The following is a 21,098-nucleotide window of genomic DNA, read 5'->3' as shown; positions in this document are numbered from 1 at the left end:
AAGCTACACAAGTTGTCCGATCTGGCTGGCGTCAGCCCTTAACCCGTCACCGTATCCTGTTCAAATATTTCCAGCACAGTTCGGAAGCTCTCCTCGGGAGGGGCAGAAAACCGCAGGGCTTCCCCGGTGGCCGGGTGTGAAAGTTCCAGCTCAGTGGCCGCCAACATCAACCGCCCATAGCCGAACCGTTCAGCAAAATACCGGTTGTGCCGGCCGCGCCCGTGATTGGCATCCCCGATAATCGGATGACTAATATGCTTCATGTGCCGCCGGAGCTGATGTTTCCGGCCGGTTTCGGGCTTCAGCTCCACCAGGCTGTAACGACTGGTGGGGTAACGCTCAATAGAGACCGGCAACTCCGTGGTGGCGATGCAACGGTAGCGAGTCAGGGCCGACCGGACGGGCTGTTCTTCTCCCTTCAATCGGCGGTCTTCGGGCTCTTCCCGGAGTGGATGATCGATCACGCCCTGTTCCGGCGTCCAGCCTCGAACCAACGCAAGGTAGGTCTTCTTGAATTCGCCCGCCATCATTGCAAGCCCCAGTACCCTCGCCGTTGCCTGATCCCTGGCGAACAAAACGATGCCAGAGGTCGGCCGGTCCAGCCGATGCACCGGATAGACATGCGCTCCGCCGTTCATAGAACGGGCGTACTGCAACGCGAATTCCGTCTCATGGCGGTCAATCGGGCTGCGATGCATAAGCAACCCGGCCGGTTTGTGAACCACCAGAAGCTGGGAATCACGATAAATTTCTGTGAGCGGGTTCATAATATAAAATGTCGGCCGATAAACCAGTCAGGCAGCCCGCCAGAGGCCGCCACGATACTCCATTAGCCCTAGCATCTTACAGGACCCCGCCCATGCGCTGGTACAACAAAAGCATCCTTAACCGGATCCTTACCATCATCGTGGTCTCCAACCTTCTGATTGCGATTGTTGCAGGCATTTACTTCAACCGATCACTCTCCAGCCAGGATGAATACGAGCACCTGATCAGTGATGAGATTGTCCTGGCCCTGCAAGCGCAAGACATTCTCAGCGATTTCAAGACACAGGTTCAGGAATGGAAGAACGTCCTGATTCGCGGCGCCGACGATGCCCAGCGCGATAAATACTGGCAACGGTTCCAGAAGACCGAGTCCAGTATCCAACAACAGCTGGACCAATTGATCCCAAGAATCGCTGATCAGGAAGCCCGCGCGCTGATGGACCGGTTCAGGGCCGCCCATCAACGGATGGGCGAAGCGTACCGGACGGGATACCAGGATTTCGTGGCCTCGGGGTACGATCATACCGAGGGCGATGAAGCGGTGACCGGGATTGATCGTGAACCCGCGCAACTGATTGAGCAGGCGGCCAACAAAATTCGTGACGTGGCCGTCTCCCACTCCGGCGAATTGCGGGACAGCGCAACGGAAACCACCTGGCTGATGGGTGGCTTGCTGCTCGCTGCCATCGTGATGGGCACGCTGGCCTGTCTTGGTGTTCTGGTGACATCCGTGGTACGTCCGACCCAGGAGCTGATTGCCAAACTGAGCAGAATTGGTGAGGGCGACCTGACAGACCCGGTAACCCTGAAACGCCCGGACGAGCTGGGTCGACTGGCGGACACCGCCCGAACCCTGCACCGGTTCCTGCGGGAAACCGGCGAAATGATGCAACACAACGCGTCTCAGCTGGCCGACACCGGAGCGATGATTCGGTCCAACGCCGACGCAGTGTCCTCTCAGTCTGACAAAGCGCACCAACGCATTGACCAGATAGCCACGGCGATGAACGAGATGTCAGCCACCGCTCAGGACGTCGCACAGCACGCAAGTTCTGTTGCCAGCCAGGTGGATGAAACCGCCAACCAGACGCGACACGCCGACGAACAGATCAACCAGGCGGTTGCCAGCATGAATCGATTGACCGATCAGATCCGCAGTTCCGCGGCCACCGTTGCTGAACTGGCCAAAAGCGGCCAACAGGTCGGCGACGTCATGCGGGTAATCCGGGAAATTGCCGACCAGACCAATCTACTGGCGCTCAACGCCGCAATAGAGGCTGCCAGAGCTGGAGAAGCCGGGCGGGGGTTTGCGGTCGTTGCCGATGAGGTTCGCAACCTGGCAGCCAAAACTCAGGACGCCACCGTGGAAATAGATGAGATCATTGCCTCCATTCAGAATGGCTCCCGGGACGCCACAGAGTACATGCAGGCCTCTGAGGTGGTCGCCAAAGAGAGCAGCGAATCCGTGGATGCCGTACGAACCACACTGGCAGACATCACCCAGAGGATGATCAAGGTAAACGACGCCACAACGCAGGTGGCCACCGCTGCTGAAGAGCAGACCAGTGTCAGCGAGGACATCAACCGCAACGTCACAGAAGTGGCCGAAATCTCCGAAGCCATGCACGATGCCGCAGAGCAGAACCTGCGCACGGTTCCGGAGCTTGAGGCTATGGCCCGGAAGGCCCAGGAGTTGGCTGGGCGAATCCGCTACTGATCACGCTGCGAAATGCGCCGGACCAGCCCCCTGACCCGCTGGCCGGTGCGTTCTCCCAGAACCAGCAAAGCCGGCGTCAGTAATAGAGTGAGCAGCGTCGCAAAGGCCAGGCCGCCTGCAATGGCGCTGGACAGCTGAGTCCACCACTGAGTGGATGGCGCACCCAGTCCCAATGATGGCTCCAACAGATTCACATTTACCCCCAACACCATGGGGGTAAGCCCAAGGATTGTGGTGATGGCCGTCAGCAACACCGGCCGGAAACGCAGACAACCGGTCTCCAGGGCGGCTTCGTAGGCGGCTTTGCCCTCCCGCTTCATCTGGTTGAAGGTATCGATCAGGATGATGTTGTTGTTCACCACAATACCCGCCAGCGCAATGATGCCCATGCCCACCATCACCACGCCGAAAGACTGACCGGAAAACAGCAAGCCCAGCAGCACTCCGGCGGTGGACAATACAATCGCCGACAGGATCAGAAGGGTCTGGTAAAGGGAATTGAACTGAGTCACCAGAATCAGCAACATCAGGCCAACCGCAACCAGAAAAGCGGAGGTCAGGAAGTTGGCGGCCTGCTGCTGATCCTCGTTTTCGCCGGCAAAGCGCACGCTCACCCCTTCCGGTGGCTCGGGCATCTCAGCCTGCAGGGTCCGCAGCAGCTCGTCCATTCGCCTGCCCGGCGCAATATCCGATTTGATGGTGATCGTGCGCTGGCCATCAACCCGCACGATTGAGCCGGTCTTGTCGCCTGGCTCCAGGTCCACGAATTCAGACAGCGGCACCTGACCGCGGGGGGTGTTCAGTGTCTGGCGCTCCAGGTGATCCAGCTCCCGCCAGTTGTTGGGCACCCGCACCGCAATGTCCACCTCATCGCGAACATCTTCCGGCCGGTAGGTGGCCAGCACCAGGCCATTGGTTACCAGCCGAACCGCACTGCCGATGCTCAACACATCAGTACCGAATCGAGCGGCCGCCTCACGATCCACATTCAGGCGCCACTCGATCCCGGGCAGGCTCCGGTCGTCTTCAATATCGACAAAACCACCGAGTTCGCGCATGCGGTTCTCAATGCTGTCGACATAGCCATCCAGCTGTGTGCTGTCCATACTGCTGACCTGCAGCTCGATGGGCTTGCCTTCAGCCGGGCCGCCCTCCTGCTTGCGGAACTCCAGTTCAATGCCGGCAATGTCGACCGTACGTTCCCGAAAGTCTTCCAGAATATCCGTGGCCGTGCGGCGGGTGTACCAGTCCGTGAACTGGAACTGCAGAACGCCGATCACATCCGGCGCCATCTGGGAGCTGGTGGTCACCATGGAGCGCGCATACAGGGCCTTTACCTCCGGCATATTCTGCAGCCGAGACTCCACTTCACGTACAATGGCATCCCGTTCCCACACCGACAGATCGCCACGAGCCCGTACCTGAACCTGGGCCGACTCGGGCTCGACACTCGGGAAAAACTCGACGCCATGGTTAAAGCGCCCATAGGCGGCGTAGATCACAACAATCACCATCAGGGTGCCGAGCAAGGTCAAGCCCGGGCGCTGCAGAAGAGCGGCCAGCAATTGTCGGTAGCCCCGCATGAAACGCCCTTCACTGGCATCCTGGTGGTGCCGGCGACCGCCGCTCACGCCACCCAAAACCGGGAGAAAGACCAGCGCCATAGCCAGCGAGGCAATCAGGCAGATCAACACGGTCATCGGCAGGTATTTCATGAACTCGCCCACCACTCCGGGCCAGAACAGCAGCGGCACGAAGACCGCAAGCGTCGTCGCCGTGGAGGCAATAACCGGCCAGGCCATGCGCGAGGCTGCTTCCACCCAGGCGGCTTTGACCGGCTGCCCGTCCGACAGATTCCGGTCTGCCAGCTCAGACACCACAATGGCGCCATCCACCAGCATGCCTGCTACAAGGATCAGGCTGAACAGCACCACGATATTGAGCGTCAGGCCCATGCTCCAGATCACCAGGATGCCGGTCAGAAACGCCCCGGGGATGGTGAGCCCCACCAGCACAGCTGAGCGTGGGCCCATGGCCGCGATCACCACGATGATTACCAGCACAATGGCAGTCAGCACGTTGTTGAGCAGATCCGAGAGGATATCGCGCACTTCCTCGGACTGGTCCATGATGAAGCGGATATCGAGGGTCTCCGGCAACCGGGGCCGGGACTCATCAATCAGGGTGCGAATCTGCTCAATGGTTTCAATAATGTTGGCGCCCGAGCGCTTGGAAACTTCCAGTACCAGGGCTGGCTCCCCGTTGATGCGGGCGAAGCCGGTCGGGTCTTTGAAGGTGCGCTGCAGCATGGCCACATCACCAAAGGTAACCACAGTGTCGCCGTCCACCTTCACTGGCATCGACATCACATCTTCGATGGTTTCGATTACTCCCGGCACTTTCAGCGCCATCCGACCATTACCCGTGTCCAGTGAGCCGGCAGCCACCAGCTGGTTGTTCCGGGTAACCAGGGAGGCCAACTGATCAAAATCGATGCCGTAGCTTTCCAGCACCTGGGGATCCACCACGATCTCCAGCAGATCCTCCCGGTCGCCGCCAATTTCCACCTCCAGCACTTCGGGAATGGCTTCGATGGCATCCTGAAGTCGGCGTGCAATGGTAATCAGCTCGCGTTCCGACAGCGGACCGGAAAGGCCTACCGACAACACCGGGAACAGCGACACATTGATTTCATTGACCCGGGGTTCGTCGGCTTCCTGGGGTAGCTTGCTGCGAGCGGTATCCACCTTCTCCCGGACATCCTGCAGGGCCTTGTCCGGATCGAAACCGGCGTCGAATTCAAGCATCACCGAGGCATGGCCTTCTGAGGCGGTACCCCGCATTTCCTTGATGCCTTCCAGCGAGCGCAGCTCCTGCTCCATGGGCCGGACCAGCAGGCGCTCAGCGTCTTCCGGGCTGATGCCTTCAAGCGTCATCGAGACATAGATCATCGGGATGGTGACGTCCGGATTGGATTCCTTGGGAATCACCTGGTAGGCCGCCATACCGCCCAACAGCAGGAACAGGAACAACAACAGCGTGGTGCGGCTTCGGTCCATGGCCGCGGCAATCAAAGCTCGCATGACGGTCAGCCCCGCTGGTCTGAGGTATCAACAGGGCGCACCTGCTCACCCGGCGAGACAAATCCGGCCCCTCGGGTAATCAGGCGAATCTCAGGCGGCAAGCCGGCAACCCAGGCACCGTCGGTCGAGACGCTCAGCAGCCGCACGGTCTCAAACACCACTCGATTATCGGCATCGACATACTTCACGCCGGGCCGGCCATCGTCATCCAGCCCCAGATAAGCCGGCGATATGAAGGTGGCCTGTTGTTCCGGCAGTTGAATACTCAGGCTGGCAGAGCCGCCCGCAGCCCGCTTCAATTCAGGATTCTCCACCACCACTTCCACCGCAAAACTTCGGGTGTCCGAATTGGCAGCGCTGGCCACAAAACTGACAACGCCGGCCAGCCGGGAGCCATCCAGCAGTTGTATATCGACTGCCTGCCCCGGTTGAACCAGCGCCGCCGATTGTTGGGGGATCTGCCCGGTGGCTTTCAGGCGGTCTATCTGTACCAGCTCAAACAGGGGCGTTCCCACCTGCACCAGACTGCCTTCGTCCACTTCGCGACGATTCACAGTGGCATCAAACGGCGCGATGGGCTTGAGGTGATTCAGTGCCAGTTCAGCCGCGGCGAGTTCTGCTCGAGCCGCGGCGAGTTCACTCTGAAGGCGTAGTATTTCAGTTTCGGCGGCCAGATTGCTGGAACGCAGCTTCCGGGCGGCGGCCAGATCCGCTTCCAACTTGCGAATACTCGCCTGCCAACGCTGTACCACCGTATCCCGACCATCCGTCGACAAGGTCGCAAGCACCGTACCCGCTTTCACCTGTTGCCCCAGCTGAACGTTCAGTTGCTCAACAGTACCAGCCACACGGGCACTGACCTGAACCGACTGCCAGGGCTTCAGCTGGCCCTGAAGCTTCAGGGCTGGCTGATAAGCCCTCGCGCTGACCGGTGTTACCTCAACCCGGGTTACGGATACCTGCTCGGAAGCCGGCGCCTCCGGCGCCTCTTCACTGGCGACTTTTACCTCACCCGTTGCCATCCAGATAACCAATAACACGATGACCAGAAGGGATAATCCCAGGGAGCTCCATTTTGCTCTTGCCATGCACCACTCGCCGTGAACAGATTGGGTTTGAGAAAGCGGAAAAACCGGCACCGGTTGAATTTCCGGAAATAAGCCCTTGCATCCGCCTGAAAACGTGGGTTAGATTCTACACACATTGTTCAACTCAATTCAGAGCAGATTGTCGATTCCATGAATCTCAACGCAGTTATGGTCCTTGTGAAGCTAGTCCTGGTGGTCGTGGTACCGTCCGGGGGCTTTTGCGTGGACAAGCGGGTGAGATAGCGACAACCTGACAACGACACCAGAAACCCCCGGCACCGCAAGGTCCCGGGGGTTTCTTTTTTGCGGCAAAGAAAAAGGGAAAAACGACCATGAACGGCTCACAGCACATTCTTGCAGCGTTCCACCGCCATAACATCAGTACGGTTTTCGGGTATCCGGGTGGCTGCATCATGCCCCTGTATGACGCGCTGGTGGATGACGTGGGTGTGGAGCATGTGCTGTGCCGCCACGAGCAGGCCTGCGCCCTGGCGGCAGACGGTTATGCCAGGGCCAGTGGCCAACTGGGAGTTTGTATTGCCACCTCCGGCCCCGGCGCCACCAACCTGATCACTGGCGTTGCCAATGCCTACATGGATTCCATCCCCCTGCTGGTGATCACCGGGCAGGTCCCCTCCGGATTGATTGGTACCGACGCCTTTCAGGAAACCGACATCCTTGGCATGACCCTGGGCATCGTCAAACACAGCTACCTGGTGGACGACCCCGAAGACCTGCCGGGCATTCTGGAGGAAGCCATCGACCTGGCCCAGGCTGGCCGCCCCGGGCCGGTGTGGATTGATATTCCCAAAGACATTCTGTTGTCCGAGATTAAGGCTTCAGCCCCGGCCTGCACCGAGGCACCGCCAGCGGATTGCCCGGAGATCGGCCCGGCCCTGGCCATGCTGAGATCAGCCAGGCGGCCCCTGCTTTACAGCGGTGGTGGTGTGTCTCTGGCCGGAGCCGAAGACCGTTTTCGTACCTTTGCCGAAGTCTCGGGGCTGCCGGGCGTCGTTACCCTCAAAGGCATTGGCAACGCCGGCCGAAACAACCCGAATGATCTGGGCATGCTCGGCATGCACGGTTCCCGGGCGGCCAACAAGGCGGTTGACGAGTGCGACCTCCTGTTCGTGATCGGTGCCCGGCTGGATGACCGAGCCACCGGCAAGCTGGACGGGTTCGCGCCTAATGCCCGGATGATCCATATTGATGCCGATGCCGCCGAGATCAACAAACTGCGGCCGGCAGACCTGTCTCTGCGTGGTGACCTGAACGCCATTCTGGCGGCATTGACCGATGCCATTGCGGCTGAGCCACTGGCTATCGACGCCTGGCAGAAACAATGTCGCACCTGGCATACCACCGGAGGCTTTCGCGCTGCAGATAACGAGGAACCGTTGGCACCCATTACCGGCCCCGCATTCATCCGTCAGCTTTCCGGCATCACCGGCGACGACACTGTCATCGCCTGCGATGTTGGCCAGCATCAGATGTGGGTTGCCCAGTACTACCAGTTCGCCCATCCACGCCACCACCTGACCAGCGGAGGCCTGGGCACCATGGGCTTCGGGCTTCCGGCGGCCATCGGCGCCCAGTTCTCGGACCGAACACGCACCGTCATCAACGTGACCGGTGATGGTTCGTTCATGATGAACGCACAGGAACTGGCCACCATACGGCGCTACAACCTGCCGTTGAAGCTGATCATTCTGGACAACCAGTGCCTGGGCATGGTTCGTCAGCAACAGGAACTGTTCTACAACAACCGCGAAAGCCAGATCGATCTGGATGACAATCCGGACTTTGTCGCTATGGCCCGGGCGTTCGATATCCCGGCCCTGCACATTGAGCGGACCGACCAGATCCGCCGCGGCATCGAGACCATTCTGGCGTACAACGGCCCGATGCTGCTGCATGTTGCCATCAGTCGTGAAGAGAACGTCTGGCCCATCGTCAAAGCCGGCGCCAGCAACAAGGAAATGATTGACGAACCCCGTAAAACGAACAGCCGCAAGGAGCAGGTAGCATGAAGCCGAATCATGAAAGCGCCAGTCAACGATATACCCTGAATTGCCGCATGAACCAGGAAGCGGCAGCTCTGGAGCGGCTGTGCCGGGTGGTGCGGGTACGCGGCTTCCGGATTTCCAGGATGGCCATGGAATCAACTGGCGATACCCTCGACATTGCCCTCACGCTGGAGGGTTCCCGGCCAGTTGCTATGCTTCAATCTCAGCTGGAGAAACTGCATACCGTTGCCGGAGTTGAACTGGTCTCCGATACCATGGCACGGTCGCGATCGGCTTGAAACGACGGAGAGGGATAACGCATGACAACCGATAAACGACGCCGACACTCGGCACCGGTGGTAGACGGAATCAATAAATCCGCCAGCCGGGCCATGCTCCGGGCAGTAGGTTTTACCGACGAGGATTTCCGAAAACCTCAGATTGGCATTGCCTCCACCTGGAGCAACCTCACGCCCTGCAACATGCACATTGACGGCCTGGCCCGGGAGGCCGCCAAGGGTGCCGACGGAGCCGGGGGCAAGAGCCTGATATTCAACACCATCACCATCTCTGATGGCATCGCCAACGGCACCGAGGGCATGAAATATTCTCTGGTGTCGCGCGAGGTGATTGCCGATTCCATTGAGACCGTGGCCGGTTGTGAGGGCTTCGACGGACTGGTCGCCATCGGTGGCTGCGACAAGAATATGCCCGGCTGCATGATGGGCCTGGCCCGGCTGAACCGGCCCTCAGTCTTCGTTTACGGCGGAACCATCATGCCCGGCGAAAACCATACCGACATCATCTCCGTGTTTGAGGCGGTGGGCGCCCATGCCCGCGGTAACATGGAGCTGATCGAAGTCAAACAGATCGAGGAAACCGCGATTCCCGGCCCAGGCTCCTGTGGCGGGATGTACACCGCCAACACCATGGCCTCCGCCATTGAGGCCATGGGCATGAGCCTGCCAGGCAGCTCCGCCCAGAACGCCGTTTCCGACAGCAAACTGGCGGATTGCGAAGCCGCAGGCGCCGCGGTGCTGAAACTGCTCGAAGCCGATATCAAGCCCTCCGACATCATGACCCGGGAAGCGTTCGAGAACGCCATCACCGTGGTGATCGCGCTGGGCGGTTCCACCAACGCCGTGCTTCACCTTCTGGGCATGGCCAGTACCGTGGGAGTGGAGCTGTCACTGGACGATTTCGTACGCATCGGCAAACAGGTACCAGTCCTGGCGGACCTTCGCCCCTCCGGCCACTACATGATGTCCGAGCTGGTGGCCATTGGTGGCATTCAACCGCTAATGAAGATGCTGCTCGACCGGGGGCTGCTGCATGGGGACTGCCTCACGGTGACCGGCAAGACCCTGGCAGAGAACCTCGAGACCGTGGTGCCCTACCCCGAAGGCCAGCAGATCATCCACGCCTTCGACAACCCGATCAAAGCCGACAGTCATCTACGCATTCTCTATGGCAACCTGGCTCCGGAAGGCTCGGTAGCGAAAATCACCGGTAAGGAAGGCACGCATTTTTCCGGTCGAGCCCGAGTGTTTCACTCTGAAGAGGAAGCCCAGGAGCGAATCCTGAATGGCACCGTGGTCGCTGGCGACGTGCTGGTGATTCGATACGAAGGCCCGAAGGGCGGGCCTGGCATGCGGGAAATGCTCAGCCCCACCTCGGCGATTATGGGTAAAGGCCTGGGCAGCGATGTAGCCTTGATTACCGACGGCCGCTTCTCCGGTGGCAGCCATGGTTTTGTGGTTGGCCACATCACACCTGAGGCCGCCGTGGGCGGGCCAATTGCGCTGGTAGAAGACGGCGACACCATTACCATTGATGCCGTGAGCAACTCGATTGTGCTGGAAATCTCTGACGCGGAAATGGAAAAACGGCGCAAAGCCTGGACGCCGCCGGAACCCAGATTTACCCGGGGCGTGCTGGCCAAATATGCCCGTGTGGTGAGCTCTGCATCTACGGGGGCCGTTACCGACCTGCCCTAGTTGGGCTTGGGCTCGCAGCCTTGTATTTGTGGGGCAGGTACGGCGGGTATGGGGTGTTTTTCTTCGGGAAAAAGAACTCGCTTCGCTCAGACACCTTTTTCCTGTCAGAAAAACACCCCATACCCCCCTACCGACGTGCAGAACAGATATACCCCCCACCGACGGGCATCACCGGTATAACCGTAATGCCCGTCGGCGCGGGGTGGTTGGTGGATTTTTCGCCGGAAAAAGGTGTCTGAGCGAAGCGAGTTCTTTTTCCAAGAAAAATCCACCGGCCACCCCGCAAGCCCGCCCCGCAGCCAGAAGGCTAGGAACGAGGCAAACTCAAAGTCCGACGACTACCAGGCCTTATAAGGCAGAAACTTCCCGTTCATGGTAACCACCACCCGGTCGCCCTTCGGATTCTCTTCCTTCTCAATGTCCATGGTGAAGTCAATGGCACTCATGATGCCATCCCCGAACTTCTCGTGAATCAGCGCTTTCATGGTATCGCCATACACGCCTACCACTTCATACAGGCGATAGATCAGCGGATCTTGGGGAACAGCGCCATCCCACGCTTTTTTAGGGCAGACCTGCAGAGCTTCGGCTACCGGCTTGTCGAGGCCGAGGGTTTCGCAGAGGGCGAAAGCCTTGTCCTCGGTGAGGCTGTTCATCCCGAGTGCCGCAGAGGTGGTGAACACCGGCGACAGCCCCACTGCCTCGGCAATTGCTTCCCAGGTCATGCCCTTGGCAACTTTGGCTTCAAGGATTTTTGCGGTCATCAGTTCTTTGTTCATCATGGCTGGTTCCTCTCTTCACTTTTAACGTCAGGCATTCACCGCACGAGCGGCAGTTTCGGATTCGGTTTCAGATTCGGCCGCCGCCGGTTCCGGCTGAGCGATACCTTTGGCAGGCTCGACAACTTTCGGGCTGCCGTCTTGTTCCGGCAGGGCCGAGCCGCTTCGGTTGACCAGGAAGTCAACCAGGTAGTCCCGGGTCTTGTGGTAAGCCGGGTTCTGGAAAATGGTGGCCCGCGCCCGCGGATGCGGGATGTCCACTTTCACACTCTCGGCGATGCGAGCATTGGGGCCGTTGGACATCAGAAAGATGCGGTCGGACAGGAGAATGGCTTCATCAACATCGTGGGTGATCATGAACACGGTCTGGCGGGTTTCTTCCCAGATCTTCACCAGTTCATCCTGAATCACTCCTCGCGTAAGGGCATCCAGCGCGCCGAAGGGTTCATCCAGCAGCAGGAGTTCCGGCTGGGTAGCGAAGGCCCGGGCGATGCTCACTCGTTGGCGCATGCCGCCTGAGAGCTGTGAGGGCTTGCGGTTCATGGCGTGCTCCAGGCCCACCATTTTCAGGTAGCGCTCGCTGTGCTCCCGCACCTTTTCCTTGGACCAGCCGGGCCAACGGGCTTTCACCGCAAATACGATGTTGTTCAGGGCGGTTTTCCAGGGCAGCAGGCTGTAGTTCTGAAACACCACGCCGCGCTCCAGGCCCGGGCCCTTTACTTCCTTGCCGTTCATCACCACGTTGCCGGCGCTGGCTTCGTCCAGGCCAGCCAGCACGTTCAGGATGGTGGATTTGCCGCAGCCGGAGTGGCCGATGATGCAGACGAACTCGCCTTTCTCCAGGGCAAAGCGGATATCCTCGAAGACGGTCAGTTCACCGCCCTGGCCATCCGGATAGACTTTGGACAGGCCATCTACTTCCAGGAATGGTTTACTCATAACAGGTCTCCGTTCGGAGGGTTGAGGCCGGCATCGGCGGCCGGTGCCGGGCCGCTCATTCTTTGTACTCCACCAATTTCTGGGCCTTGCCCAGGGCGAGGTCCAGCAGCATGCCCACCACCCCGATCATCAGGATGGAGAAGATCACACTGGCCAGATCCAGGTTGTTCCACTCGTTCCACACGTAGTAGCCAATGCCGGTGCCGCCCACGAGCATTTCCGCCGCCACGATCACCAGCCAGGCAATACCGATGGAGATGCGCATGCCGGTCAGGATGGTGGGCGCGGCCGCCGGCAGAATCACGGTTAACGCGGTTTTGATCGGCCCCAGTTCGTGGGTTCTGGCCACGTTCACCCAATCCTGCCGGACATTGGCCACACCAAAGGCGGTGTTAAGCAGCATCGGCCAGATCGAGCAGATGAAGATCACGAAGATGGCCGAAGCGTCCGAGTCCTGGATGATGAACAGGGCCAGGGGCATCCAGGCCAGCGGCGAAATCGGCCGCAAAACCTGGATGTAGGGGTTCAGGGCCTTGTACATCAGCGGAGACATACCGATCAGGAACCCCAGGGGCAAGGCGATGGCCATGGCCGCCAGGTAGCCGGTAAGTACCCGGTACACCGAATAAGCGAGCTGGATCCCGATACCCTTGTCGTTGGCGCCGGCGTCGTAGAACGGATTCGACAGCTCGGCCCAGGCCAGCTTGATCACCGCTGAAGGTGGCGGTACCCGGGATTCCTGGTCGGCGCCACCCATGAGCATTTCGTATTCGCTCATTCCGGTCTGGGCTTCCGGCGGCTGGGTTGCCATTTCCCATAGCCCCAGGGCCACAATCAGGAACGACACCGACAGCAACGCCGCCCGTATGTTCAGGGAAGCCATGGTTATACCCTCCCGATGGCAAAACTGCGGGCATACTCTTCCGCGCTGTCCGGATCAAAAGTCTTGCCCATGATGGTGTGGGTCTTGTAGGTCTTGTCCGGCGAGCTGTAGCCCATCTCCTCCATGAGCTTGCCGGTTTCTCCAGCCAGGTAGACCTGCTCGGCGATGCCCTTGTAATCCACGTCGCCCTCGATGTAGCCCCAGCGCTTCATCTGGGTGAGGATCCACACACCCATGGAATGCCAGGGGAACGGATCGAAATCGATGCGATCCGGCACATTCTTCACCTCGCCCAGGCCGTCCGCGTAGTACCCGGTCAGCACCTGCTGTATTACCGGGACCGGCTGGTTCAGGTAGTTCTTGGGCGCGATGGCTTCGGAAATTTCCTTTCGGTTTTCAGGGTTGTTGGAGTATTGGGTGGCATCAATGATGGCGCGCAGCAGGGCTCCATAGGTATTCGGATTCTGAGTCGCAAACTGCTGGCTGCAGGCGAAGGCGCAGCAGGGGTGGCCTTCCCAGATATCCTTGGTAAGCATGTGAATGAAGCCCACCTTCTCCCACACGGCACGCTGGTTGAACGGGTCCGGTGACAGGTAGCCATCGAGGTTACCGGCACGCAGGTTGGCCACCATCTCGGGTGGCGGAACCACTCGGATCTGCACGTCCTTGTCCGGGTCGATACCGTTCTCGGCCAGGTAGTAACGCAGCAGGAAGTTGTGCATGGAGTATTCGAACGGCACGCCGAACTTGAAGCCCTTCCACTGCTTGGGATCGCGTTTGTCCTTGTGGTCGACGTGCAGCACGATGGCCTGGCCGTTGATGTTCTCCACCGCCGGCATGATGAACGGCTCCGGTGTGGAACCGGCACCCATGGTCATGGCCAGGGGCATTGGGGTAAGCATATGGGACGCGTCGTATTCACCGGCCAGGGACTTGTCCCGGGCCACGGCCCAGCCCGCGGTCTTGGTCACGGTCACGTCCAGGCCGTAGCGCTCATAGAAGCCCATGGGGTGAGCCATGATGATCGGCGTGGCGCAGGTAATGGGTACAAAGCCGACGTTCAGTTTGGTCTTCTCAAGCTTGCCGAGGGATTCCTTAACCGCAGCCTTGGCCTTATCCATGGGGAACACGCTGCCCAGCAGCGCGGCGGCGGTGCCCGCACCCATCATTTTCATGAAGCTGCGGCGGCTGTGGTCGTTGTGGCCGAATACGGAGCGGACAACGGCGCTCTCGATGGCTCGGTCCATCATCTCTTCTGAATTCAGTGGCGCCTCCGATGCGTCCTGCCTGCTGACGGAGGAGTTGAGATCCAGCGAAATTGCCGGGGTGTCCTGGCCGGGCTTGCAGTCCGGGCAGCCACAGGTTTTGGCGTGGATCAGCGATTTGTCTCCATCAAACGGATTACCAAGGCTCTTTGTCGTCATGGGGCACTCTCCTGAAGTACGGGTCGTTTATGCACTCTTGCGGTGCAGTAAAGTGGTGGCTCGGCTCCCGGAGAGAATCTGCTCCCGGGCCGACAACACGTTCTGGAGGAGATATCGCAGGGTTTGTGCCAACCCCGATAAAATATTTAACACCTTGTTTTATATTGCTTTTATTTTTCTTCGGTGCTTCTTGTTAACTACGAACTTTCGTGATTAACGATATTTCGTGACCCCTACTACGAAATCTCAGAGTTGGCACAAGGTTTGTTCTGTCTCTGCAAGGCCAGAGAAAGGACAACCCGATGACAATCAAAGCCGCGATAACATCCGCCAGTACCACCAGCTGGATTGACCACCTGCCGGAGGCGGCCCTGCTGGTGGATGCCGGGCGCGATCTCATCATCGCGGCCAACAGTGCCATGGGGCGGCTGGTCGGAACCGACAGGCAGTCTCTGATCGGCACTCCCTGTACCCACCTGTTCACCGACCAGCGGCCTCAGCTCATCGCCTTTACCGAGGAAACCCTGTTTCGCAGTCATGGCTGGAGTCGGGATTTCATCCTGCAGCATCGGGATGGGCGCAACGTGGAGCTGGAGATTTCTTCCTCACGGGTGGGCGAAGCCGAATCCCAGAGTCTCCTGCTACTGCTTCGGGACCGGCGCCAGCTGCGCACCCTGCGGGAACGCCACGACGCCAATCACTACCACCGGGGTGGCCTGCTGGAATGGCGGCGGGTAGAAGAACTGTTCAAGGATATGGAGCGGGAAAACCAGTTGATCCTGCACGCGGTGGGCGAAGGCATTTACGGGGTGGACGCCGAAGGACGGACGACTTTTGCCAACCCGGCAGCGGAACGCATGCTGGGCTGGCGCATTGACGAGCTGATGGGAAGGGTGATTCACCGGGTGGTGCACCACTCCCACGAGGACGGTAGCATCTTCCCACTGAAAGAATGCCCTATCTATGCCGCGTTTCGGGATGCCAGTGTAAAACGGGTTGGCGAGGACTGGTTCTGGCGCAAGGATGGCACCGGCTTTCCGGTGGAATACACCAGCACGCCCATTATAGACAATGGTCACCCGGTTGGCGCCGTGGTGGTGTTTCGCGATATCTCTGCCCGACTTGAGACTCAGAAGGAATTGCAAAAAGCACTGGAGGAAGTGGAAACCCTGAAACACCGCCTGGAAATGGAAAACGCCTACCTTCAGGAAGAACTCAGTGCGGAATACCACTTTCACGAAATTTTAGGCCAGAGCGATGCTATCAAAGCCATCGTTCGCAGAATCGGAATGGTCGCCCCAACCGATGCCAACGTGTTGATCACCGGGGAATCCGGTACCGGCAAGGAACTCATTGCCCGGGCCATTCATCAGTCAAGCAGCCGGCGGGATCGACCCCTGATCCGGGTAAACTGCGCAGCGATTCCCAAGGATCTGTTTGAGAGTGAGTTCTTTGGCCATGTAAAGGGTGCCTTTACCGGAGCCGTCAGCGACCGGGTTGGCCGCTTCGAGCTCGCCGATGGGGGTACCCTTTTTCTGGATGAAGTGGGCGAGATCCCACTGGAGCTCCAGGGCAAGCTGCTGCGGGTCTTGCAGGATCAACAGTTCGAACGCGTGGGGGAAAACCACACCCGAGCCGTGGACGTTCGTGTCATTGCCGCCACCAACCGCGACCTGAGAACCGAGGTCCGGGACAAGAACTTCCGGGAGGATCTGTACTTTCGCCTGAATGTGTTCCCTATTGAGTCGGTGCCGTTGCGCCGACGTATCGAGGACATTCCCATTCTCGCCCAGGAGTTTCTGAACCGGGCGTGCCAGAAATTCAACCGGCCACCGCTGGCACTCCGGGAGCGGGACGTGGAAACGCTCAAAGCTTACCCGTGGCCAGGCAATGTTCGGGAGCTGGAAAACGTTATTGAACGTCAGGTGATCACAGCCGATGGCCGGCTGGATCTGGACCTGCAGGGTCCGGATTCTGCCGCCAGACACACGCTGGAACCCATGCCGCCAGCCAGGCATTTCGACGGTGATCTGATGACAGAACACGAACTCAGGGAGCTTGAGACAAACAACCTGAGACGAGCCCTGAAAATCAGTGGCGGCCGGGTGTTCGGCGACGATGGCGCCGCTGCGCTGCTGGGTGTCAAACCGACCACCCTGTCCTCACGCCTGAAAAAGCTGAAAATCGAACCGCGACAATTTCAGGAACGGGATCTTTAACCCGGCCACCCGCAAGCCCGCCCCAGAGCTGACAGGCTACAGGGAATATAAGCCGATCAGATCAGCTCAATAGCCACAGCCGTGGCTTCACCACCACCGATGCAGAGCGAGGCTACACCACGCTTAAGCCCACGCTGTTTCAACGCATTGATCAGGGTGACGATGATCCGGGAGCCGGAGGAACCAATCGGATGCCCCAGTGCACAGGCACCGCCGTGCACGTTGACCTTCTCCGCAGGAAGCTTCAGCTCATTGATCGCCGCCAGGGTGACCACGGCAAAGGCTTCGTTGATCTCGAACAGATCGACATCGTCCAGCGTCCACCCCGCTTTCTTGAGCACCTTCTCGATGGAGCCGATCGGTGCGATGGTGAATTCGGACGGCAGGCGTGCGTTGGTAGCGTGGGCCACGACCCGGGCCTGCGGGGTCAGGCCCCGGGCATCAGCTTCGGCGGCTGAGGCCAGTACCAGCGCGGAAGCACCATCACTGATGGAGCTGGAGTTGGCGGCGGTGACAGAACCGTCCTTGGCGAACGCGGGTTTGAGGTGTGGAATTTTTTCCGGTTTGGCGTTGCCCGGTTGTTCATCGGTATCCACTTCGGTGTCGCCGCCTCGGCCCGGGACGGTTACCGGTACGATTTCGTCCCGGAACCAGCCGTTTTCGATGGCCGCCAGGGATTTCTGCAGGGAGCCGATGGCGAATTCGTCCATGGCCTGGCGGGTGATGTCGAATTTGTCTGCCGTGCGCTGGGCGAATACGCCCATCAGGCCACCCTCGTAGGCATCCTCCAGACCGTCCAGGAACATGCTGTCGAGCACCTGGCCATGGCCCATGCGCATGCCGGCACGGGCTTTCGGCAACAGGTACGGTGCCTGGCTCATGTTTTCCATGCCGCCGGCGATCATGATGTTATTGGTGCCAGCTTTGATCTGGTCGTGAGCCATGATGACGGCCTGCATTCCGGAGCCGCACATTTTGTTGATGGTGGTACAACCGGAGCTGTCCGGGATGCCAGAGGCCCTTGAGGCCTGGCGAGCTGGTGCCTGGCCCAGCCCCCCGGGCAGTACGCAGCCCATGATCACTTCCTGGATGTCGGCCGGCTGAAGGCCGGAGCGTTCAATGGCTGCCTTAATGGCGACGGCACCCAGGTCCGGTGAACGTACCGTACTCAGGGAGCCCATCATTCCGCCCATGGGGGTTCGGGCGGAGCCTGCTATAACGATGTCATTGTTGTTCATTGAATCTGGTCTCCATGTTGGGAGTCAGGTTCGATCAGGGGGATACCTTTCCGAGACACGCTGTGAATACATCCCTGTACGCTCGACAAAAGCCATCCATGGCTTTTGACGGTCCCGGAAAGGTATCCCCCAGCTCGAACCCCATACATTTCAGTCGCCTTCAAAAAGAATTAGCGCTGGATTCAGGAGGTACTATCTTCCGAGTACCGACCGGGCAATGATTTCCTTCATTACTTCCGACGTGCCGCCATAAATCCGCTGCACCCGGGCATCAATAAAGTTCCTGGAAATCGGGTACTCCGTGGTGTAGCCATAGCCGCCAAACAGCTGCAAACAGCCATCAGCAACACGACACTGCATCTCGGTAGCGCTGTACTTGGCCATGGACGCCGTGGGGGCATCCAATTTGCCCTCTTCGTATTCCCGAATGCACTGGTCCACAAACGCTTTGTTGATGCGGTAATCCGTTTCCATGCGGGCAATTTCGAAGCGTGTGTTCTGCAACTGGCTGAGCTTCTGGCCAAACAGCTCACGCTCCTGGGCATACTGGATCGTCATGTCCAGCGAGCCCCGGGCCGCTGCCACCCCCAGCGCTCCGATCACCAGTCGCTCACGGGGCAGTTCGCGCATCAGGTAAACGAAACCCTGCCCTTCCTCGCCCAGCAACGCCGAGGCAGGTACGCGCATGTCGGAGAAAAACAGCTCGGAGGTATCGCCAGAGTGCTGGCCAATCTTGTCCAGGTTCCGGCCTTTGCTGAATCCTGGCAACGACGTATCGACCAGAAACAGGCTGATCCCTTTGGCTCCGGCTTTGGGATCGGTTTTGGCGGCGACGATCACCATGTCGGCGTGTTGGCCGTTGGTGATGAAGGTCTTGGAGCCATTGAGGATGTAGTCGTCGCCGTCTTTCACAGCGCTGGTACGCATGGCCTGCAAGTCGCTGCCGGCGCCCGGCTCGGTCATGGCGATGGCGCCTACCGCCTCACCTGATACCATCTTCGGCAGCCACTGCTGTTTCTGCTCTTCATTGCCGATATGGCTGAGATAGGGCGCGACAATGTCGGAATGCACCATCACGTTGGTGGAAAGCGCACCGAATCCCAGCCGGGCAAGCTCCTCACCCACCACGACCGAGTACTGGAAGGGTGCACCGCAGCCGCCGCAGTCTTCCGGCACATCGACGCACAGCATGCCTGCATCGCCCAGAGTGTTCCAAAGCTCCCGTGGCACAATGCCGCTTTTCTCCCAGGCCTCGTAATGCGGGGCCACTTCGGTTTCCAGAGCCTTGATCACAGACTCCCGGAAAAGAGCCAGTTCTTCCTGATCGACAGGGTTAGTCATATCACTCACCTGTGGTTACCGGTTCGCTTTTGGCGAACACCATTACAGAAACCTGCTTTTGGCAGGTTATTTCAATGTCACTTTGGCGCCATCCGCAGGGCACAATCAAGCCGGATGACTTCGCCATTAAGAATCGGGTTGCGCACCATCTGGTCCACCATCATCCCGAACTCTTCCGGTTTACCGAGGCGTTTCGGGAACGGCAGCGTGGCTGCAAGGCTGTCCTGCACTTCCTGGGGCATACCCGCCAGCATTGGTGTCATAAACAGGCCAGGAGCAATGGTATTTACCCGAATCCCTTCACGGGCCAGCTCGCGGGCCGCCTGCAGGGTCAGGGACACCACACCGCCTTTGGATGCGCTGTAAGCCGCCTGGCCAATCTGGCCTTCGTAGGCAGCAACCGAAGCGGTATTGATGATGACACCGCGCTCGCCGTCACCGTTCGGTTCCCGTTGCGCCATATCGGCAGCCGCCAGCCGCAGGATATTGAAAGTGCCGATCAGATTAACCTGGACCACCTTGCTAAAGCTCTCCAGCGGCATCACACCCTCACGGCCCAGAATCTTGGCCGCCGGTGCAATACCCGCGCAGTTCACGGCGACACCGCAGGGGCCGTGAGCCTCTCGCGCAGCAGTGACAGCAGCCTCAGCACTGTCGGCCGAGGTCACATCGCAATGCAGGAAGATACCGCCGAGCTCAGCCGCAACCTTTTCGCCCGACTCCTTGTTCACATCAAGAATCGCAACCTTGCAGCCAGCCGCCGCCAGAGCACGGGCAGCGCCCTCACCCAGACCGGAGGCACCGCCTGTTACAATTGCCGGCACATTCTGGAATTCCATCGGGTACTCCTTATTAACAATGATCGAAGTCTGATCCGCGGGTATCCATTCGGACCACAAAAACACTTTACGTTTACGTAAACTTTAACTAACCTTGGTGAAAAAAGGAAATCCGTCATGAGCGAAAAACGAACTTTCAGCATCAGCGAGCTTTCCCAGGAGTTCGACGTAACCACACGAAGCATCCGCTTCTACGAAGACCAGGGGCTTCTGAACCCCACCCGGCGCGGGCAGACCCGCATCTTCAGCAACAAAGACCGGGTACGCCTGAAGCTGATCCTGCGCGGCAAGCGCATGGGTTTTTCCCTGGCCCAGACCAAGGAGCTGTTCGACCTTTGGGATGAAACCCTCACCGGCAACGAAAAGCAGCTGTTGAAAATGCTCGAAATCCTGGGCGACCGGCGCGCGCACCTTGAACAACAGAAAGACGACATCGCGCAGGCGGAGATGGAAATAGACACCGCAGAAACCCGATGCCGCGAAGCCCTGGAAGAACTTCAGAAAAAGAAAGAACAACAAAGCCTGGCCACCGACTAAGGCAACAACCGGCAGCGGGCCGCTTAACGACACGCACTAGCAAGAACAAAAAAGGCAGCACACCATGAAATCCCAATACAGCGAACTCAACTTCGGCCTGGGCGAAACCCTCGACAGCCTGCGTGAACAGGTCAACCGCTTCGCCGCCGATGAAATCGCTCCCCGGGCCGAGGAAATCGACCGCACCAACGAATTCCCCATGGACCTGTGGCGCAAACTGGGCGACATGGGCCTGCTGGG

17 protein-coding genes are annotated in these 21,098 nt (G+C 59.3%); 7 read left to right on the top strand and 10 right to left on the bottom strand.

Going from position 1 to position 21,098, the window contains the following annotated elements; translation table 11 throughout:
• Nucleotides 1-38: 38 nt before the first annotated feature.
• A complete protein-coding gene (locus B3Y70_RS09560; RefSeq protein ID WP_226611013.1) occupies nt 39-767 on the bottom strand; it encodes a pseudouridine synthase in 729 nt (242 codons plus the stop codon).
• 92 nt (nt 768-859) lie between these two features.
• Here B3Y70_RS09560 and B3Y70_RS09555 point away from each other — a divergent pair, with 92 nt between their 5' ends.
• Nucleotides 860-2,485 (top strand): methyl-accepting chemotaxis protein, encoded by a 1,626-nt coding sequence (locus B3Y70_RS09555; RefSeq protein ID WP_023009347.1) that lies wholly within the window; start codon nt 860-862, stop codon nt 2,483-2,485.
• Here B3Y70_RS09555 and B3Y70_RS09550 read toward each other — a convergent pair.
• Nucleotides 2,479-5,568 carry an efflux RND transporter permease subunit gene (locus B3Y70_RS09550; protein WP_226611011.1) on the bottom strand — a complete coding sequence of 1,030 codons (3,090 nt, stop codon included), beginning with the start codon at nt 5,566-5,568 and terminating at the stop codon, nt 2,479-2,481. The two genes, B3Y70_RS09555 and B3Y70_RS09550, sit on opposite strands and share 7 nt — an antisense overlap.
• A 5-nt stretch (nt 5,569-5,573) precedes the next feature.
• Nucleotides 5,574-6,656, bottom strand: coding sequence for an efflux RND transporter periplasmic adaptor subunit (locus B3Y70_RS09545; RefSeq protein ID WP_226611009.1), 1,083 nt, complete (start codon nt 6,654-6,656; stop codon nt 5,574-5,576).
• Nucleotides 6,657-6,988: 332 nt separating this feature from the next.
• Between B3Y70_RS09545 and ilvG the strand changes: the two genes are divergently transcribed.
• From ilvG to ilvD, 3 genes are read left to right on the top strand one after another with little or no spacing between them, the layout of a single operon-like run.
• Entirely contained in the window at nt 6,989-8,686 is a 1,698-nt protein-coding gene (gene ilvG, locus B3Y70_RS09540) for an acetolactate synthase 2 catalytic subunit (RefSeq protein ID WP_226611008.1), read from the top strand.
• Nucleotides 8,683-8,961, top strand: coding sequence for an ACT domain-containing protein (locus B3Y70_RS09535; RefSeq protein WP_011785586.1), 279 nt, complete (start codon nt 8,683-8,685; stop codon nt 8,959-8,961). The genes ilvG and B3Y70_RS09535 overlap by 4 nt, the downstream gene beginning before the upstream one ends.
• A 21-nt stretch (nt 8,962-8,982) precedes the next feature.
• Nucleotides 8,983-10,659: a dihydroxy-acid dehydratase gene (ilvD, locus tag B3Y70_RS09530; protein ID WP_226611006.1), complete on the top strand. Its 1,677-nt coding sequence runs from the start codon at nt 8,983-8,985 to the stop codon at nt 10,657-10,659.
• A gap of 338 nt (nt 10,660-10,997) precedes the next feature.
• Here ilvD and cynS read toward each other — a convergent pair whose 3' ends face one another.
• From cynS to B3Y70_RS09510, 4 genes are read right to left on the bottom strand one after another with little or no spacing between them, the layout of a single operon-like run.
• Complete coding sequence (gene cynS, locus B3Y70_RS09525; protein WP_014420938.1) at nt 10,998-11,441, bottom strand: cyanase; 444 nt, start codon at nt 11,439-11,441, stop codon at nt 10,998-11,000.
• Between the two features lie 27 nt (nt 11,442-11,468).
• The gene (locus B3Y70_RS09520) at nt 11,469-12,377 is read right to left on the bottom strand and encodes an ABC transporter ATP-binding protein (protein WP_226611004.1); all 909 of its coding nucleotides are present in this window, start codon (nt 12,375-12,377) and stop codon (nt 11,469-11,471) included.
• 55 nt (nt 12,378-12,432) lie between these two features.
• Nucleotides 12,433-13,260 carry a nitrate ABC transporter permease gene (gene ntrB / locus B3Y70_RS09515; protein ID WP_014420936.1) on the bottom strand — a complete coding sequence of 276 codons (828 nt, stop codon included), beginning with the start codon at nt 13,258-13,260 and terminating at the stop codon, nt 12,433-12,435.
• Nucleotides 13,261-13,262: 2 nt separating this feature from the next.
• Nucleotides 13,263-14,684: an ABC transporter substrate-binding protein gene (locus B3Y70_RS09510; RefSeq protein WP_226611002.1), complete on the bottom strand. Its 1,422-nt coding sequence runs from the start codon at nt 14,682-14,684 to the stop codon at nt 13,263-13,265.
• 302 nt (nt 14,685-14,986) lie between these two features.
• Here B3Y70_RS09510 and B3Y70_RS09505 point away from each other — a divergent pair, with 302 nt between their 5' ends.
• Nucleotides 14,987-16,903 carry a sigma 54-interacting transcriptional regulator gene (locus B3Y70_RS09505; protein ID WP_226611000.1) on the top strand — a complete coding sequence of 639 codons (1,917 nt, stop codon included), beginning with the start codon at nt 14,987-14,989 and terminating at the stop codon, nt 16,901-16,903.
• Nucleotides 16,904-16,959: 56 nt separating this feature from the next.
• On the opposite strand, the gene B3Y70_RS09500 is transcribed toward B3Y70_RS09505, so the two are convergent.
• The 3 genes from B3Y70_RS09500 to B3Y70_RS09490 form a co-directional block, all read right to left on the bottom strand.
• Entirely contained in the window at nt 16,960-18,141 is a 1,182-nt protein-coding gene (locus B3Y70_RS09500; protein WP_014420933.1) for an acetyl-CoA C-acyltransferase, read from the bottom strand.
• A gap of 192 nt (nt 18,142-18,333) precedes the next feature.
• Complete coding sequence (locus B3Y70_RS09495; protein ID WP_153741605.1) at nt 18,334-19,482, bottom strand: acyl-CoA dehydrogenase family protein; 1,149 nt, start codon at nt 19,480-19,482, stop codon at nt 18,334-18,336.
• 77 nt (nt 19,483-19,559) lie between these two features.
• On the bottom strand, nt 19,560-20,321 hold the full coding sequence (locus B3Y70_RS09490) for an SDR family NAD(P)-dependent oxidoreductase (RefSeq protein ID WP_113878856.1): 762 nt from the start codon (nt 20,319-20,321) through the stop codon (nt 19,560-19,562).
• 117 nt (nt 20,322-20,438) lie between these two features.
• Between B3Y70_RS09490 and B3Y70_RS09485 the strand changes: the two genes are divergently transcribed.
• A complete protein-coding gene (locus B3Y70_RS09485) occupies nt 20,439-20,858 on the top strand; it encodes a MerR family transcriptional regulator (protein ID WP_114433516.1) in 420 nt (139 codons plus the stop codon).
• Between the two features lie 64 nt (nt 20,859-20,922).
• Nucleotides 20,923-21,098: acyl-CoA dehydrogenase family protein (locus B3Y70_RS09480; RefSeq protein ID WP_288589674.1), on the top strand; the 176-nt coding region annotated here is incomplete at its 3' end.

The organism is Marinobacter sp. UBA5687 (assembly GCF_002420325.1).
GTDB lineage: Bacteria > Pseudomonadota > Gammaproteobacteria > Pseudomonadales > Oleiphilaceae > Marinobacter > Marinobacter nauticus.
This window is presented reverse-complemented; position numbering and strand designations above follow the sequence as displayed.